The following is a 16,188-nucleotide window of genomic DNA, read 5'->3' on the forward strand; positions in this document are numbered from 1 at the left end:
ATTACGCAGATATACAGCGTATGCGTTCAATAAATTGATTTACTAGATTACTATCTACAACATATTCACCTAAGTGATAAGGATATCTATTAGGTATTCCATGATAATCAGATCCACCTGTAACAAATAAATTTCGTTCGTTTGCCATAGCTAAATATTTTACTTCATCATCATGATCATGTTTAGAATGATATACCTCTACACCATCAAAGTTATAGTTTAATAATTCTGTAACATAATCATCATTACGGACGAGTTTTGGATGAGCTAACACAGCTAGACCATTTGCATTATGAATAATATCTAAAATTTCGGGTACTTCTAATTTTACTTTACGTATATAACAAGGGCTTTTAGAATTTAATATACCATCAAATACATCTTGTACATCTTTCGCATAGCCATGATCGATTAATAATCTAGCAACATGCGGTCTACCATAGGACTTAGTATTTGGATATAATGCTTGTAATTCAGAAAAGGAAATATCATAACCATGAGCAATACAGCGAGATATAATTTCTTTTATTCTGGATTCGCGTTTTTCTTTGAAAAAATTGATGAATTTTTTCAAGCCCTCATCATGATGATTAAACCCATAACCTAAAATATGAATGTCTTTACCTTTATAGTGACCACTGAACTCACAACCTGTAATAATTTGAATAGAACTATTAATTTGCAACATCCTATCTATGCCAGCAATTTCATCGTGATCGGTTAATGCAATCATCTTCAAATCAGCTTCACTAACATGTTGTAAAAGCTGTTCTGGTGTTTCTACACCGTCAGAAAATGTAGAATGCATATGAAAATCTACACGCATAATTACCTCCAAATTATTACATTACCCTATCATTTTATTATGACTTATTCCGCTTGTTTATTCAAGTTTTTACAAGGTATTAGCTAAAAGTTTTCATTTTAACATCGAATATATTCACAAATATATAAATATAAAAATTGCGATTCCAATGAGCTTTCACTAGAATCGCAATTTAATTATAATTGACTCAACAATTCTTGTACCTTGTTAGATACGTCATCAATTGGACAATTAATAGCTTCACCTGTTTTACGAACGCGGATTTCAACCTCATTGCTTTCCAACGTATTTTTACTTACTGTAATACGCAATGGATAGCCAATAAGATCAGCATCTTTAAACTTAACACCAGCTCGATCTTTACGATCATCTAATAATACATCTACTTTATTATTTAACAACGTATCGTAAATAGCTGTACTTGTAGACATTAGAGCTTCATCTTTTGCATTGATAGGAACAATAACGACTTCAAAAGGAGCTATAGCACGAGGCCAAATAATACCATTTTCATCGTGGTATTGCTCAATAGCTGCAGCTAATGTACGGCTAACGCCGATGCCATAGCAGCCCATAACCATTGCATTAGGGCGACCATTTTGATCAAGGTATGTAGCTTGTAAGCTTTCAGAATATTTAGTACCTAGTTTAAATACTTGGCCTACTTCGATACCCTTACTGTATTCTAGAGGACTATGACATTCAGGGCACACATCGTCTTTAGTAATCAAACGAATAGGTGCTACAATAATATCTTCTGTATTAAAATCACGTTTAGGATTGATATTGATGTAGTGAGCATCTGCTTTATTAGCACCACCACAAACATTGTAAGTTTCCATAACAGATTCATCTACTACAATAGCAAAATCATCAGTTTGTTTAAGACCTACTGGGCTGATAAAGCCAGCTGTCAATCCAACCTTTTCCAATTGTTCAGGTGTTGCCATTTCAGGTTCTACAGAACCATTAACAGCATGTTGAACAGCCACTTCATTCACATCATGATCACCGCGAACCATAGCTAGAATTACTGTATCTTCAATAGCATATACTACAGCTTTAATAGTTTTTTCCAAAGGTAAATTGAGCATTTCTGCAACAGCTTCAATAGTAGATGCATGAGGTGTATCTACTACTTCTAATTCTTTTAAAGCTTCTTCTGCTTGCTTCATAATGCCAGGTTTACCAATTTCAATATTCGCCGCATAGTCACAAGCGGAACAGTGAATAATATCTGCTTCACCAGCTTCAGCAATAGCCATAAATTCATGAGTGTTGCTACCACCAATGGCACCACTATCCGCTTCTACAGGTCTAAAAGTTAGCCCGCAGCGAGTGAAAATACGACTATATGCATCATACATATTTTTGTAAGATACATCTGCCGCTGCATCATCAATATCAAAAGAGTATCCGTCCTTCATAATGAATTCGCGACTACGCATTAGACCATATCGTGGACGACGTTCATCGCGGAATTTGCTTTGGATTTGATAAAGATTAACTGGAAGTTGACGATATGAATTGATTTCATTTTTTACCAATGTTGTAATCATTTCTTCATGAGTTGGTCCTAAGCAGTACTCCACATCATGACGATCATTGATACGCATCATTTCAGCACCATACGCATTCCAACGACCCGATTCTTTCCAAATCTCTGCTGGTTGCAAAATAGGCATCATAATCTCTTGTGCACCAGAACGGTCCATTTCTTCGCGAATGATAGCTTCAATTTTTTTGATGCTTCGCCAGCCCAAAGGTAAAAAACTATATAAACCATTAGCAACCTTACGCATAAAACCTGCGCGCAACATAAGCTGTTGACTTACCACATCTGCATCAGATGGAACTTCCCGCAATGTTGGGGCATATAATTTACTGGCTAACATACAATTACTCCTTATCAATTGTTTCTAAATATTGATCTATTTCTCTAAATAAAGTATCTACGAGTTCAGATTCAGGTACCGTTTTTAATACTTCACCTTTTCTGAATACGATACCTTGACCTTTACCACCGGCAATACCAAAATCGGCTTCCCTAGCTTCCCCAGGACCATTTACTACACAGCCCATTACAGCGACCTTGATAGGCGCTGCAATAGAAGCCAACCGTTCTTCTACAATACTTGCCATATCAAACAAATTAACTTGGCAACGGCCACATGTTGGGCATGAAATCATGGTAGCCCCAAAATTTCTAAGGCCTAAATTGCTCAAAATACTTTTACCTACCTCAATTTCATGAATTGGGTCACCTGTTAAGGAAACGCGTAACGTATCACCGATACCATCTAACAATAAAGCACCAATACCCATGGCAGATTTTATGGTACCTTGTTTAATGGTACCAGCCTCAGTTACACCTAAATGTAATGGATATGGTATTTTATCTGAAAGCTTTCTATAAGCTTCTACCATAAGTGGTACTTCGGTAGCCTTTATAGAAATTTTCATTTGCTTATAATCTAATTTCTCTAAAATTCGCACGTGTTCTAATGCGGTTTCAACCATGCCATCAGCCGTTGGATGACCTCCATAAGCGTCTAATATATATTGTGGTAAAGAACCTGCATTAACACCAATGCGAATTGGTATTTGCTTAGGTTTAGCCTTTTCAATAACGGCCAACACCTTATCCTCTCCACCGATATTACCTGGATTAATTCGAAGACCATCTACATTATTATCAATGGCTTCTAATGCTAATTTATAATCAAAATGAATATCTGCTATAAGAGGAATGGTTATTCCTGCACGTACCGCTTTTAATGCTTTTGCAGATTCCATTGTAGGAACTGCAACACGAACTAATTCACAACCAGCATCGGCTAATCGATTGATTTCAGCAATCGCCTTTTCCGTATGTACAGGATCAGTAGTAATCATGGACTGAATACTAACAGGTGCATAGTCGCCAATTTTTACATTGCCTACATAGATACCATTTGTTGGTTTTCTAGTAATCATATATAACTCCTAACTATGACTTATTTATAGTAATTGTAGTATATCTTTTGCAGTGGCATATACAAATATTGTAACTAATAACGCAATACCAATCATTTGAATATACATCAACGCTTTAGCAGGTAATTTACGTCTTGTAATAGCCTCTATTAAAATGATAATGAGATGTCCCCCATCTAGAGCTGGTAATGGCAAAAGGTTCATGACACCTAAGTTAATACTTAGTAATGCAGCAAAACTCAATAGAGGTGCAAAACCTTGTTGCGCTATGGAACCGGCCATATGGGAAATGCCAACAGGACCAGATACTTCAGCCTGTTCTGTGCCCACAACCATTTCACGTAATCCGTCTACCATGGCTACAATAATATATCCAGTTTTTTGAATAGCTAATACAAAAGAATCGCCAATACTATGAGGTATTGTTTCATAAGCTTGATATATACCTAACTTTGGTGTATCCTTTTCCATCTTTGGAATAACTGTGGTTTCCACTGTTTCACCATCACGATTGACTACAACCGTAACACCGTGATTAGCCGTGCCTTTCAACTGCTCAGAAATCTCTGACCACTTGGAGATAGGCTTATTATCAATGGAAAGTATAATATCTCCACCTTGTAATTTTCCTAAATCTGCAGCACCACCTGTAATAACACTGCCAATTATAGGTTTATCAGTAGATACCATTGTGCCCACTGTAGCATTTAGACCGAAATAAATGACTATAGCCAATAAGAAATTAAAAATGGCACCAGCAGAGATAACAATGAGTTTCTTATAAGCTGGTTTTGTATAGAATGAACCATCATCTAATGGCTCATCAGGTGTCATGCCAGCGATGCGATTGAAACCACCTAAAGGAATACAACGAACAGAGTATAAGGTCTCGCCATACTGTTTTTTTAATAAAACAGGGCCAAACCCAATTGCAAATTCATCGACACGCATGCCAGATAATTTTGCAGTTATAAAATGACCTAATTCATGAATAAACACGATTAAGCCAAATACAAATATTGTGGCTAAAGCCGTAATCATACTATCTCCTATTTATAAATTCTGAAGCTTTTATGCGAGCCCATTGATCGATAGCTAGTAAATTATCAAGGGTAAATTCATCATCTGTTCCCATGGATGCCAAAACAGCGGTAACGATTTTATAGATATCGCTAAATACAATTTTTCCATCTAAAAATGCATATACAGCAGTTTCATTAGCTGCATTAAACACGGCTGGTTTAAAGCCCCCAATTTTACCTACTTCATACGCTAACTTTAATGCAGGGAAATCCTCCACTCTAGGAGGCATGAACTCAAGGGTGAGTAATTCTTTAAAATCCAAATGTTTCATATCTAGGTGCATCCGTTTAGGATATGTCAAAGCATATTGAATTGGCTCACGCATATCAGGATTCCCCATTTGTGCAAGGATGGCACCATCATTCAAACGTATCATAGAGTGAATAATACTTTGCGGATGAACCACTACGTCGATATGATCAAAATCAAAGTCAAATAACCAATGAGCTTCAATTACTTCAAGGCCTTTATTGAATAAGGAAGCAGAATCGATAGTAATTTTACTTCCCATATTCCATGTAGGATGTTTTAAGCAATCCTCAGCCGTAGCTGAAGCAATCCGTTCACTAGACCAGGTACGAAGAGGTCCACCTGAAGCCGTTAAAATCAAAGAATCTACATTTGATTTAGCTTGTCCTTCCAAGCATTGGAAGATGGCACTATGTTCACTATCTATAGGTAAAATAGAAACATTATATTCTTTAGCAAGTGCCGTAATTAAAGGTCCACCAGCTACTAATGTTTCCTTATTGGCAAGACCGATAGTTTTACGAGCCTTAATGGCTTCTACAGTTGGCTCAATACCAACAGCACCAACAATAGCCGTAACCACCATGGTGGCTTCTTGAATTGTAGCGGCACTAATCAAAGCTTCTTTACCACCTATAATTTTAGTGGAACCATGATAACGTTCTTTAAGAAGCATATATGCTTGCTCATCAACTACACCGGCTATTAACGGTTTGAATTCATTAATTTGTTGTTCCAATAAATCAATATTTCGGTGAGCAACTAATGCAACGGCTTTAAATTGATCAGGATGTTGCTTAATAACATCTAATGTTTGCGTACCAATAGAGCCAGTGCTTCCCAATATACTTACATACTTCATAAAAGCCTTCTTTTCTGTTTATGTTTATTATGCAAAACATAAAATTAATAATAATGTAACAGGTGCGGTAAACATCAAACTATCAAAACGATCTAAAACCCCACCATGACCAGGTAATAGTGTACCTGAGTCTTTCACATTACATAGTCGTTTTAATTTAGATTCAAATAAATCACCTAAAGGTGCTAATACACCACAAATAATGCCTACATAGGCACCCATATAGACTGGTATATGACTGATAACGGCATACACAATACCAGTGACAACGCAACCTATAAAACCACCTATAAAACCTTCTAATGTCTTATTAGGACTTATGGAAGGTACAATTTTACGTTTACCGAATGCACGGCCAGCAAAGTACGCAAAGGTATCACTAGCCCATGTGGAAAACAATAGTAGCCATAGCATAACTACGCCCCAGCTTTCACCAACAACAGGCATCGTTAATGAACTATAGAGCCAGTCATGACGTATCAATAATAATGAGCCTAGTCCCATTACTATATATAGCAAACCAAATAAGCTATAGGAAACGCTACTCATAGAATATGTATTTTCACCAAATGTACACATAAGATAATTGGAAATAATGGCAAATACAAAGCAAGCCATACCTACTGTATAACTGCCAAACCACAAGGAAATCATGATAGCGATTATGGAAATGTATCCCCATAATACCGGTACACGAACATGTTTAGCCTTACTGAGCAGTATAAATTCTCGCCATCCAATAAGTGCTAATAAGGTAATGAGTATATCATATGTTAAGCCACCTAGTGTAATAGCACCTAATGCAATGATAAACCCAATAACTGCAGTGATAACACGTGTTTTAAGCATCTATTATTCCTCTTGCAAGCCACCGAAACGACGTTCTCGTTTTTGATAAGCTGCTATAGCTTCTAATAATGTATCTTTTGTAAAATCTGGCCAATGTAAATCAGTAAACCAAAATTCGGCATATGCTAACTGCCATAATAAAAAGTTACTAATACGATAATCTTTACTAGGACGTATTAGTAAATCGACATCACTAAACTCTTGCGTATACAAATGACTGCTAACATATTGTTCAGTAATATCTTGAACTGCAAATTGACCATCCAGCACAGATTGTGCTATTCCTTGTACAGTTCGTACTATCTCATCACGCCCACCATAATTAATAGCTAATTGTAAGGTTAGGCCTGTATTATTCTTAGTTAATGCTTCGGAATCAGAAATAATCGTTTGTAATTCTTCTGAAAGTCCTTGAATATATCCAATAAAACGTATACGAACATTATGTTTATGCATATATTGTACATTTTTTTGTAAATATTCTTTAATCAAAGCCATCAAAAGAGAAACCTCTTGCTCAGGCCGCTTCCAATTCTCCGTAGAGAATCCATATACTGTTAACGCTTTTACACCGATTTCATCAGCAGCAATAACAATTTCTTTTAATACATCAGCACCTGCTCGATGTCCCATTGACCGAGGCATGCCACGACGCTTTGCCCAACGTCCATTGCCATCCATAATAATAGCTACATGACGAGGTACATTGTGTTCATCTATATTAACTGTAGATGAGGTATCGCGTTTAAATAGTTTCCTCAGCATACATTACCTCCAGAGTATGTCCAAAATCACTTGAAACCATAGGTCTATATAAAATGATATGAAGCATATCCTCAGATTCAGTGATTCTTGCGACATAATAGCCTTCAGAGGCTATCTCAAAAAAGCGATTAAAATTATCGCCAACTATTACCTTAAAAGGAATATGGGCAGCCTGCAATTGAGACTTTGCAAGCTGCCAAGGCATTCCAATAAGACTACTAGAATTAGTCATTATACTTCTAATACGTCCTTTTCTTTAACGGCTTTCAATTCATCGATTTGTTTAATCTTTTTATCCGTTAATTTTTGAATTTGATCTAAACCATCTTTAGCATCATCTTCAGTAATAGTTTTAGCTTTTTCTTCTTTCTTCAATGCATCATTAGCATCGCGACGAATATTACGAACTGCTACCTTTGCATCTTCAGCTTTTTTATGAACTACTTTAACAATTTCTTTACGACGTTCTTCCGTTAATTGAGGAATTGTCAAACGAATAGCCGTACCATCATTACCTGGGTTTAATCCCAAATCGGATTGTAAAATAGCTTTTTCAATAGCACCAATCATGGATTTATCCCATGGTGCAACTAAAATCATACGAGGTTCTGGTACAGAAATATTAGCCACTTGATTAATTGGCGTAGGAGATCCGTAGTAATCAACCATCACCTTATCAAGTAATGCAGTACTTGCACGGCCGGTACGAATAGAAGCGAATTCATGCTTCAAAGACTCAATGGACTTATTCATACGCTCTTCTTGTTGTTGCATTAATTCTTTTAATTCCATAGTGGTTTATTCTCCGCGAACTATCGTCCCTACTTCTTCACCTTTTGCAGCTTTAGTAATATTACCTGGAATATCCATGCTGAAAACGATAATAGGGATATTATTATCTTTACATAATGTAGTGGATGTAGAATCCATTACTTTCAATTCTTTTGTAATAATGTCATTATATGTTAATTCATCAAATTTAACGGCATTAGGATTTGTTTTTGGATCAGAATCATACACACCATCAGCAAACTTTTTAGCCATCAAAATTGCATCAGCTTCAATTTCTGCAGCGCGCAATGCAGCTGTTGTATCAGTAGAGAAATAAGGTTTCCCAAGGCCTGCGCCAAAAATTACGATACGTTTTTTCTCTAAGTGACGAATCGCACGGCGACGAATATAAGGCTCTGCAATTTCTTGCATTTCGATAGCTGTTTGAACGCGTGTATCTACGCCAGCTTGTTCTAATGCATCTTGCAATGCTAAGGAGTTCATTACTGTTGCCAACATGCCCATATAGTCAGCTGTAGCACGATCCATACCTTGATTGCTACCAGCTAACCCTCTCCATAGGTTACCGCCACCAACAACAATAGCGATTTCTAAATCAGTGGATTTTGCCAATGCTGCGATTTCTTGTGCAAACTTTTCGACTACATCAGGGTTAATACCAAAGCCTTGATCACCCGCTAATGCTTCACCACTTAACTTCAAAACAATACGTTTAAAGTGTCTCTTTGCCATTTGTATACTCCTCTATTGCAAAATAAGAGAACACGGTACGGTGTTCTCTTATTATTTATAAATTATTTACCAACAGATGCCATTACTTCTGCTACGAAGTCATCTTGGCGTTTTTCAATGCCTTCGCCCAAACCGTAGCGAACAAAACGACGTACGTTGATGTTTTCACCGATTTTTGCAATATTTTCATTAATGATATCAGTAACTGTTTTATCACCATCTTTAATGAACGCTTGTTCTAATAGGCAATTTTCTTTATAGAATTTTTCAATACGGCCATTAACCATTTTTTCCAAAACAGCTTCAGGTTTTGGTTTACGACCTGCTTTAACGTCTTCTTCAGCTTCTACTTTAGCTTGTTCCAACAATACTTGTTTTTCATGTTCGATTACTTCAGCAGGAACCTCTTCACGGTTTAAGTATGTAGGGTTAACAGCTGCGATTTGCATAGCGATGTCGCGTGCCAAGTTTTGGAAATCATCAGTTTTAGCAACGAAGTCAGTTTCGCAGTTAACTTCAACCAAAACACCGATACGACCACCAGCATGAATGTAAGATTGTACTACACCTTCAGCTGCGATACGACCAGCTTTTTTAGCTGCAGCAGCCAAGCCTTTTTCACGAAGAAGGTCAACCGCTTTATCGATATTACCGTCAGTTTCAACTAATGCTTTTTTAGCATCCATCATACCTGCGCCAGTCATGTCGCGCAATTCTTTTACCATAGCAGCAGTAATTGCCATTATTTGTTCCTCCTAGTACTAATTAAGGTAAGGATATAGTCCTTACCCTAATTATATATGTTATAGATTTATCTTTCAAATGCTAATCAGAAATGATTAAGTAGCTTCGCAGAATTATTCTGCAGCTTCAGCACCGTCTAAAGATTCGCCTTGACGACCTTCAAGAACAGCGTCTGCCATTTTACCAGCCAATAATTTTACAGCACGGATAGCGTCATCATTTGCTGGGATTGGGAATTCTACTTCATCAGGATCGCAGTTAGTGTCAACTGTTGCAACAACTGGAATACCTAATTTTTTAGCTTCTGCAATAGCGATTTTTTCTTTTTTAGGATCAACTACGAAAAGAGCACCTGGCATTTTAGGCATATCTTTGATACCGCCAAGATATTTTTCCAATTTTTCCATTTCATGACGAAGACCGATAACTTCTTTTTTAGGCAATACTTCGAAAGTACCATCTTCTGCCATAGCTTCCAATTGTTTCAAACGTTTAATACGAGTTTCAATTGTTTTGAAGTTAGTCAACATACCGCCCAACCAACGTTCGTTAACGAAGAACATGTTAGCACGGATAGCTTCTTCTTTAATAGCTTCTTGAGCTTGTTTTTTAGTACCTACGAACAAAATTACTTCGCCTTGGGAAGCAACTTCACGCAAGAAATTGTAAGCTTCTTCTACTTTTTTAACTGTTTTAGACAAGTCAATGATATAAATACCATTGCGTTCAGTGAAGATGAATTTCGCCATTTTAGGGTTCCATCTTCTAGTCTGATGACCAAAGTGTACACCAGCCTCTAATAATTGTTTCATTGATACTACTGCCATTGTGGCACCTCCTGTTAATTAACCTCCGCCGCTTCATCCTTCGGGTCACCCAAAATTAGGCACAGTACCGAAGTCCACCGACGTGCATATTTTTCATACCTAGTAATTTTAACAAAAAAATATTCTAAAAGCAAGTAAAGAGTCAGCAATTCTAAAAGAATTACTGACCCTTTGTATGAAAGTATATATCACAAGAAAAAATTTTGATTCTATACTCGTATCTAGATATGTTTCTTATTTTATATTAGTTATTACGTATTGCTTCAATCATCTTCGCTCTATCTGGAGCACCAAAAACAGCTGATCCAGCAACCAACATGGTTGCACCTGCATCCTTAATTGGTATGCACGTAATATCATTGATACCGCCATCAACCTCTATTACCGCATCGGTATTACCAATTGAATCTAATAGAAGTTTCGCTTGTTTTACTTTTTCTACTGCTCGAGGAATAAAGGATTGTCCTCCAAAGCCAGGATTTACAGACATGATTAAAATCATATCTAAATCTCCGGCCACATCTTCTAACATCGAAACTGGTGTTCCTGGGTTAAGAGCAACCCCGGCCTTCATACCAACTGCTTTAATCTGCTGTATCAATCGGTGCATATGAGGAACCGTTTCTTGATGAAAGGTAAAGTACTCAACACCAATCTTTGCATATTCTTCGACATAATCAGCAGGGTTAGTGACCATCAAATGTACATCAAACGGCAATGCAGTATGTGGGCGGATAGCTTTTACAATAGGTGCACCAAATGTAAGATTAGGCACAAAGTGTCCATCCATGACATCTATATGAAGATAATCAGCACCAGCCAATTCAATACTTTTAATTTCATCACGCAATATTGAAAAATCTGCGGATAACATAGATGGAGCTATTTTAATCATTTTAAAACCTCTTTCTTTGGTTCTGTATATCTTTGCGGATTATCGTGTACGCATCATAGCGGCTTTCATAAATCTTATGATCTGCCAAAGCCTCCTTAATACCACAAATTGGTTCATGTTCGTGATAACAAGGATTAAATTTACAGGCTTCCACATAATCAGAAAATTCAGGAAATAATGTAGGCAATCGTTCTAATGTAATATCAGTAAATTCAATAGAACTAAAACCAGGTGTATCCATTATAAATGAGTCAGCGTTTAAACTAAACAATGACGCATGACGTGTTGTATGCTTACCGCGTTTAATCTTATCGCTTATTTCACCAGTCTGAAATGCAAATTTTTCATCCACTGCATTTAACAGACTACTTTTACCAACACCAGATGGTCCTGCAAACGCAGTTACCTTATGCTGCAACTGATTACGCAATTCATCAATACCAATGTGATTGATAGCAGACGTAGTGATAACACGATATCCAATTGTTTTATACTTATCGATTAACGCATCTGTTGATGCATCACCAACATCGTACTTATTTATACATAAAATGACGGGAATATCAGCATGTTCAATCATGACCAACATTTTATCGAGCAACAATTCATTAATGTCAGGATTATGAGCAGCCACGACGAGGATGACTTGGTCAATATTAGCAACAGCAGGACGTATCATGGAATTATGACGTGGCAAGATAGTTTCAACAAATCCATCTTCTGAAAACTCCACACGATCACCGACGAGCAAACTATATTTCGACTTTTTAATACGTCCCCGTACCTTACATTCATGAATGGTTCCTAATTCATCTTGAATGTAAAAGTAACCATTCATATTTTTAATTACAATCCCTGTACTCATAAGTCCCCTACAACGCAGTATCTTGAACTAATGCACCATTTAGGTAAACCTGTATCCGAACATTACCAACACCGGATACATTTTTTACGATGCGATCACCAGGTTTGTTAGTATCATCGTAAATAACGGAAGAACCCTCATCATCCCGAACTACAATTTTGACTTCTTGATTCTTAGAGCCAGACGGTACAGTTATATCTACGGTACCCTTAGTTCTGTTAGAAGAACTTTGCTTAGAATCGTCTTTTTTAGAGGAATCTCCTTTTAATTCAGTAGCTAGATTTAGGCTACTACCTTCAGAAACCTCTTCACCAGCTTTTATGCTTTGTTCTGTAACGATTGATTTATCATCTACTGAACCAGCAATTTGATTAACCCCAATATTGTTGGAGCTCAAAACTTGGCGAGCATCTTTTAAGGTCATACCAACAAGATCTGGCATTTTTACCTTCTTAGCTTGCGCTTTGTTTACAACTAAATCAACAGTAGTGCCTTTGGATACCTTAGAATCACCAGAAGGACTTTGTGCAACTATAACATTATCAGGTTTTCCTTCAACAGATCCTTGTGTGATTTTACCCACAACTAAGCCTAAATCTTTAAGACGTTGACGTGCTTGATCTACAGTCAAACCAGAAAGATCAGGAACTGTAATATCACCAACACCTTTAGATACAACTAAATGTATAGTACGCTGTTCCTTAACTTTTTCCCCAGCACCAGGACTTTGAGAAATAACTTGTCCTGCTGGAACATCTGTATTAGTTACCTCACTTGTCGATACTCGTAAGTGTTTATCTTCCAAAATATTTTTGGCCACAGAGACTTGTTTACCTACTACATTCGGTACATCAACAGTGGTATTACTCCAAAAATTACCATAACTCAAGAATGCACCTAAAAATGCAATCAAGAAAATAACGGCAGCACCAAGAACTATATATTTTTGTGGTATTGATGCAATCTTACTAAGCATAGATTTCTTTTTTTCCTCATTAGGCGTAGGATCATCGATATCACTGAAATCATCTAATGTATCTGGATCTACAGCCGGAATCATTTGTGTCGCAAAATCGTATGGTTCATGACGTTGTGTTTTTCCCATCGTAAAGCCTTGAGATAAACGTAAGTCCCCCATCATTTCAGATATGGAATCAAATCGATCAGCAGGATTTTTAGCTAATGCTTTCATCACAACCGCTTCTAACAATGGTGGTATCGAAGGATTATATCTTGTAGGTGGAATGACCTTTTCTCGTACATGTTTTAATGCTACTGCAATTGGTGTTTCCCCTTCAAAAGGAACCTTGCCAGTTAACATTTCATATAAAACGACACCTAAGGAATAAATATCTGTATTTCCATCGACAGGTTTTCCACTAGCTTGTTCTGGTGAAAGATAATGAGCAGACCCCATTATAGAATTTGTGTACATAACAGTGTTAGTGGTATTCATAGCACGTGCAATACCAAAATCAGTCACCTTTACACGACCTGTATTTGTAATAATTACATTATGTGGTTTGATATCGCAATGAACAATTCCCATTGCATGGGCATGTTCTAAGCCCTCACCGATAGCAATAGTAATCTTAACTGCTTCGTCAATGGATAATCGATGATGACGGGTAATATATTCTTTAAGTGTTTCTCCGTCTACATATTCCATAATGATATAATGCATGCCTTGATCATAGCCTACATCATACATATTCACGATATTAGGATGATTTAACTTGCCTGCAGCCTGCGCTTCTCGTTTAAATCGACTTACAAATTCATCGTCACTAGCAAAGTTTGAATGTAAAATTTTTATGGCTACTGGACGGCCTAATAAAGTATCTTCACCTTTATATACGTCGGCCATTCCGCCAACACCAATCTTGGTCAGGATACGATAGCGATTATCCAGCAATGTATCTTTAATCTTCATATTATTTATAACTCTCCATATCTAGATTAGATAGTTCCTACTATAATGGTAACATTATCACCGGCACCAGCATCATATACATCAGCAATCAATGTATTTAATACATCTGTATTATCATCAATATTATGTAATACTTCTCGTATTCTTTCATCGCTAATATACCCAGATAATCCATCTGTACATAATAGAATTCGATCACCGGATTTTACAGGTAGTGTACCACTATCGACATGTAAATCTTCTTCAACACCGACGGCTCTAGTTAATAAATTACGTTGCGGGTGTACAATCATCTCTTCTTTTGTAATTTCACCAGCATCTAATAACTGTTGAACCATAGAGTGATCCGTGGTAATTTGCGTCAATTCATCATTTCTATAAATATAGAGTCTACTGTCGCCGACACTAGCCCAAAGTAGATTATCATCTACCTTAGCAACCACAACAGCAGTAGTTCCCATTCCACTAAGCCGTTCCTCTCGTGCCACACGATTAACTATGCGTGTATTCGCATGTAATATAGCATCAACTAAGGACGTTTCATTAATGGTAGGAGTAGATTGTAAATATTCTTTTATTTCATCAACAGCATAGGTGCTGGCGATTTCTCCGCCTCTATAGCCTCCCATGCCGTCAGTAACAGCACAAATATTATCACTAATAAAAAAGCGATCTTCATTCTGTTTTCTGACTAATCCAATTTTACTTAAACCTACGATATTATTCATGAATCTCCTCTTTCCGACCGTGGGCTACTTTTAATTGTCCACATGCGGCTTGAATAGCATCGCCCATTTCTTTACGAATTGTAACAGAAACACCATAAGAAGCGACAATATCCTTAAATATGTTCATATGTTTACTAGAAGGTTTATACAAATTAATATGTTCATTCCCATTTACAGGAATAAGATTGACATGACAATTAGGAAATGCCTTGCCAATGTTTCCTAACTCATGAGCTTCCTCTAACGATACATTAATTGAATCTATTAAAATATATTCAAATGTTATACGTCGCTGTGTTTTTTCATAATAATATTTTACAGCATCTAAAACCTCGTCTAATTTGTATCGAGATCCAACAGGCATAATCTTGCGACGTGTTTCATCTGTTGTAGCATGTAAAGATAACGCTAATGTAATCGGAAGATCCTCATCTGCCAATTTATAAATATTAGGAACCCAACCACAGGTAGAAATAGTCATTTTTCTATAACTAATATCAAATGTCATAGGGTCGTGAATAAGTTTTAACGCCTGCAATACATTGTCATAATTTTGTAATGGTTCACCAGCACCCATGACAACTAAAGAGTGAATATCATCTTGTTTTAAGGCACTAAAGAGAACAACTTGACCTACAATTTCAGGAACCGATAAATCTCTAAATAATCCCCCTTGTGTAGATGCGCAAAAAACACAGCCCATAGCGCATCCAACTTGGGAAGAAACACATACAGAATTGCCATAATGTTGCTCCATTAGAACGGCTTCAATTCTGCTGTAATCAGTAAGTTCCAATAATAATTTCTGTGTTTTTCCGTCAGGTGATACAGATTGAGTAATCACTTTAGGAATCGATATTATGCAATTAGAATCCAACCAATCTCTCAAGGTCTTAGGGAATTGTGTCATATCTTGAAATACAAAAATATGACGATGATATATGTAATCAATCAATTGTTTTGCACGAAATTTTTGAATTTTATGTTCCTCAAATAACGCTTGCAATTCAACCAACGATTTACCCAACAATTCAATCATGAGTGCTCCCATTCAAAGCTAAC

17 protein-coding genes are annotated in these 16,188 nt (G+C 36.7%); all 17 read right to left on the reverse strand.

Going from position 1 to position 16,188, the window contains the following annotated elements:
• Position 1: 1 nt before the first annotated feature.
• Positions 2-826, reverse strand: coding sequence for a PHP domain-containing protein (locus RYP29_RS01225; RefSeq protein WP_311531691.1), 825 nt, complete (start codon positions 824-826; stop codon positions 2-4).
• A 176-nt stretch (positions 827-1,002) separates the two neighbouring features.
• Entirely contained in the window at positions 1,003-2,721 is a 1,719-nt protein-coding gene (locus RYP29_RS01230; RefSeq protein WP_311531693.1) for a proline--tRNA ligase, read from the reverse strand.
• A 4-nt stretch (positions 2,722-2,725) separates the two neighbouring features.
• On the reverse strand, positions 2,726-3,802 hold the full coding sequence (gene ispG / locus RYP29_RS01235; protein WP_311531695.1) for a flavodoxin-dependent (E)-4-hydroxy-3-methylbut-2-enyl-diphosphate synthase: 1,077 nt from the start codon (positions 3,800-3,802) through the stop codon (positions 2,726-2,728).
• 24 nt (positions 3,803-3,826) lie between these two features.
• The gene (gene rseP, locus RYP29_RS01240; protein WP_311531696.1) at positions 3,827-4,843 is read right to left on the reverse strand and encodes an RIP metalloprotease RseP; all 1,017 of its coding nucleotides are present in this window, start codon (positions 4,841-4,843) and stop codon (positions 3,827-3,829) included.
• A gap of 1 nt (position 4,844) precedes the next feature.
• Positions 4,845-5,996, reverse strand: coding sequence for a 1-deoxy-D-xylulose-5-phosphate reductoisomerase (locus RYP29_RS01245; protein ID WP_311531698.1), 1,152 nt, complete (start codon positions 5,994-5,996; stop codon positions 4,845-4,847).
• Positions 5,997-6,023: 27 nt separating this feature from the next.
• On the reverse strand, positions 6,024-6,845 hold the full coding sequence (locus tag RYP29_RS01250; protein ID WP_311531700.1) for a phosphatidate cytidylyltransferase: 822 nt from the start codon (positions 6,843-6,845) through the stop codon (positions 6,024-6,026).
• A 3-nt stretch (positions 6,846-6,848) separates the two neighbouring features.
• Entirely contained in the window at positions 6,849-7,610 is a 762-nt protein-coding gene (locus RYP29_RS01255) for an isoprenyl transferase (RefSeq protein WP_311531701.1), read from the reverse strand.
• On the reverse strand, positions 7,591-7,842 hold the full coding sequence (locus RYP29_RS01260; RefSeq protein WP_311531703.1) for a hypothetical protein: 252 nt from the start codon (positions 7,840-7,842) through the stop codon (positions 7,591-7,593). Before RYP29_RS01260 ends, RYP29_RS01255 begins: the two co-directional genes overlap by 20 nt.
• Entirely contained in the window at positions 7,842-8,402 is a 561-nt protein-coding gene (gene frr, locus RYP29_RS01265) for a ribosome recycling factor (protein ID WP_301834269.1), read from the reverse strand. The genes RYP29_RS01260 and frr overlap by 1 nt, the downstream gene beginning before the upstream one ends.
• A 6-nt stretch (positions 8,403-8,408) precedes the next feature.
• Complete coding sequence (pyrH, locus tag RYP29_RS01270; protein ID WP_005378934.1) at positions 8,409-9,134, reverse strand: UMP kinase; 726 nt, start codon at positions 9,132-9,134, stop codon at positions 8,409-8,411.
• A 62-nt stretch (positions 9,135-9,196) separates the two neighbouring features.
• A complete protein-coding gene (gene tsf, locus RYP29_RS01275) occupies positions 9,197-9,877 on the reverse strand; it encodes a translation elongation factor Ts (RefSeq protein ID WP_205096497.1) in 681 nt (226 codons plus the stop codon).
• 114 nt (positions 9,878-9,991) lie between these two features.
• Entirely contained in the window at positions 9,992-10,705 is a 714-nt protein-coding gene (rpsB, locus tag RYP29_RS01280; RefSeq protein ID WP_005386735.1) for a 30S ribosomal protein S2, read from the reverse strand.
• A 244-nt stretch (positions 10,706-10,949) separates the two neighbouring features.
• Complete coding sequence (gene rpe / locus RYP29_RS01285; protein ID WP_311531710.1) at positions 10,950-11,600, reverse strand: ribulose-phosphate 3-epimerase; 651 nt, start codon at positions 11,598-11,600, stop codon at positions 10,950-10,952.
• 1 nt (position 11,601) lies between these two features.
• Positions 11,602-12,465: a ribosome small subunit-dependent GTPase A gene (rsgA, locus tag RYP29_RS01290; RefSeq protein ID WP_311531711.1), complete on the reverse strand. Its 864-nt coding sequence runs from the start codon at positions 12,463-12,465 to the stop codon at positions 11,602-11,604.
• Between the two features lie 7 nt (positions 12,466-12,472).
• Positions 12,473-14,398, reverse strand: a complete 1,926-nt coding sequence (gene pknB, locus RYP29_RS01295) for a Stk1 family PASTA domain-containing Ser/Thr kinase (protein ID WP_311531712.1) — start codon at positions 14,396-14,398, stop codon at positions 12,473-12,475.
• Between the two features lie 26 nt (positions 14,399-14,424).
• Positions 14,425-15,126, reverse strand: a complete 702-nt coding sequence (locus tag RYP29_RS01300; protein WP_311531713.1) for a Stp1/IreP family PP2C-type Ser/Thr phosphatase — start codon at positions 15,124-15,126, stop codon at positions 14,425-14,427.
• Positions 15,119-16,165 carry a 23S rRNA (adenine(2503)-C(2))-methyltransferase RlmN gene (gene rlmN / locus RYP29_RS01305; RefSeq protein ID WP_311531714.1) on the reverse strand — a complete coding sequence of 349 codons (1,047 nt, stop codon included), beginning with the start codon at positions 16,163-16,165 and terminating at the stop codon, positions 15,119-15,121. The genes RYP29_RS01300 and rlmN overlap by 8 nt, the downstream gene beginning before the upstream one ends.
• Positions 16,166-16,188 lie beyond the last annotated feature (23 nt).

Source organism: uncultured Veillonella sp., from assembly GCF_963534045.1.
Taxonomy (GTDB): Bacteria; Bacillota; Negativicutes; order Veillonellales; family Veillonellaceae; genus Veillonella.

Bases quoted from the DNA above. Each gene is read 5' to 3' on its own strand.
- RYP29_RS01225 (WP_311531691.1), bottom strand. From the start codon at position 826: ATGCGTGTAGATTTTCATATGCATTCTACATTTTCTGACGGTGTAGAA.
- RYP29_RS01230 (WP_311531693.1), bottom strand. From the start codon at position 2,721: ATGTTAGCCAGTAAATTATATGCCCCAACATTGCGGGAAGTTCCATCT.
- ispG (WP_311531695.1), bottom strand. From the start codon at position 3,802: ATGATTACTAGAAAACCAACAAATGGTATCTATGTAGGCAATGTAAAA.
- rseP (WP_311531696.1), bottom strand. From the start codon at position 4,843: ATGATTACGGCTTTAGCCACAATATTTGTATTTGGCTTAATCGTGTTT.
- RYP29_RS01245 (WP_311531698.1), bottom strand. From the start codon at position 5,996: ATGAAGTATGTAAGTATATTGGGAAGCACTGGCTCTATTGGTACGCAA.
- RYP29_RS01250 (WP_311531700.1), bottom strand. From the start codon at position 6,845: ATGCTTAAAACACGTGTTATCACTGCAGTTATTGGGTTTATCATTGCA.
- RYP29_RS01255 (WP_311531701.1), bottom strand. From the start codon at position 7,610: ATGCTGAGGAAACTATTTAAACGCGATACCTCATCTACAGTTAATATA.
- RYP29_RS01260 (WP_311531703.1), bottom strand. From the start codon at position 7,842: ATGACTAATTCTAGTAGTCTTATTGGAATGCCTTGGCAGCTTGCAAAG.
- frr (WP_301834269.1), bottom strand. From the start codon at position 8,402: ATGGAATTAAAAGAATTAATGCAACAACAAGAAGAGCGTATGAATAAG.
- pyrH (WP_005378934.1), bottom strand. From the start codon at position 9,134: ATGGCAAAGAGACACTTTAAACGTATTGTTTTGAAGTTAAGTGGTGAA.
- tsf (WP_205096497.1), bottom strand. From the start codon at position 9,877: ATGGCAATTACTGCTGCTATGGTAAAAGAATTGCGCGACATGACTGGC.
- rpsB (WP_005386735.1), bottom strand. From the start codon at position 10,705: ATGGCAGTAGTATCAATGAAACAATTATTAGAGGCTGGTGTACACTTT.
- rpe (WP_311531710.1), bottom strand. From the start codon at position 11,600: ATGATTAAAATAGCTCCATCTATGTTATCCGCAGATTTTTCAATATTG.
- rsgA (WP_311531711.1), bottom strand. From the start codon at position 12,465: ATGAGTACAGGGATTGTAATTAAAAATATGAATGGTTACTTTTACATT.
- pknB (WP_311531712.1), bottom strand. From the start codon at position 14,398: ATGAAGATTAAAGATACATTGCTGGATAATCGCTATCGTATCCTGACC.
- RYP29_RS01300 (WP_311531713.1), bottom strand. From the start codon at position 15,126: ATGAATAATATCGTAGGTTTAAGTAAAATTGGATTAGTCAGAAAACAG.
- rlmN (WP_311531714.1), bottom strand. From the start codon at position 16,165: ATGATTGAATTGTTGGGTAAATCGTTGGTTGAATTGCAAGCGTTATTT.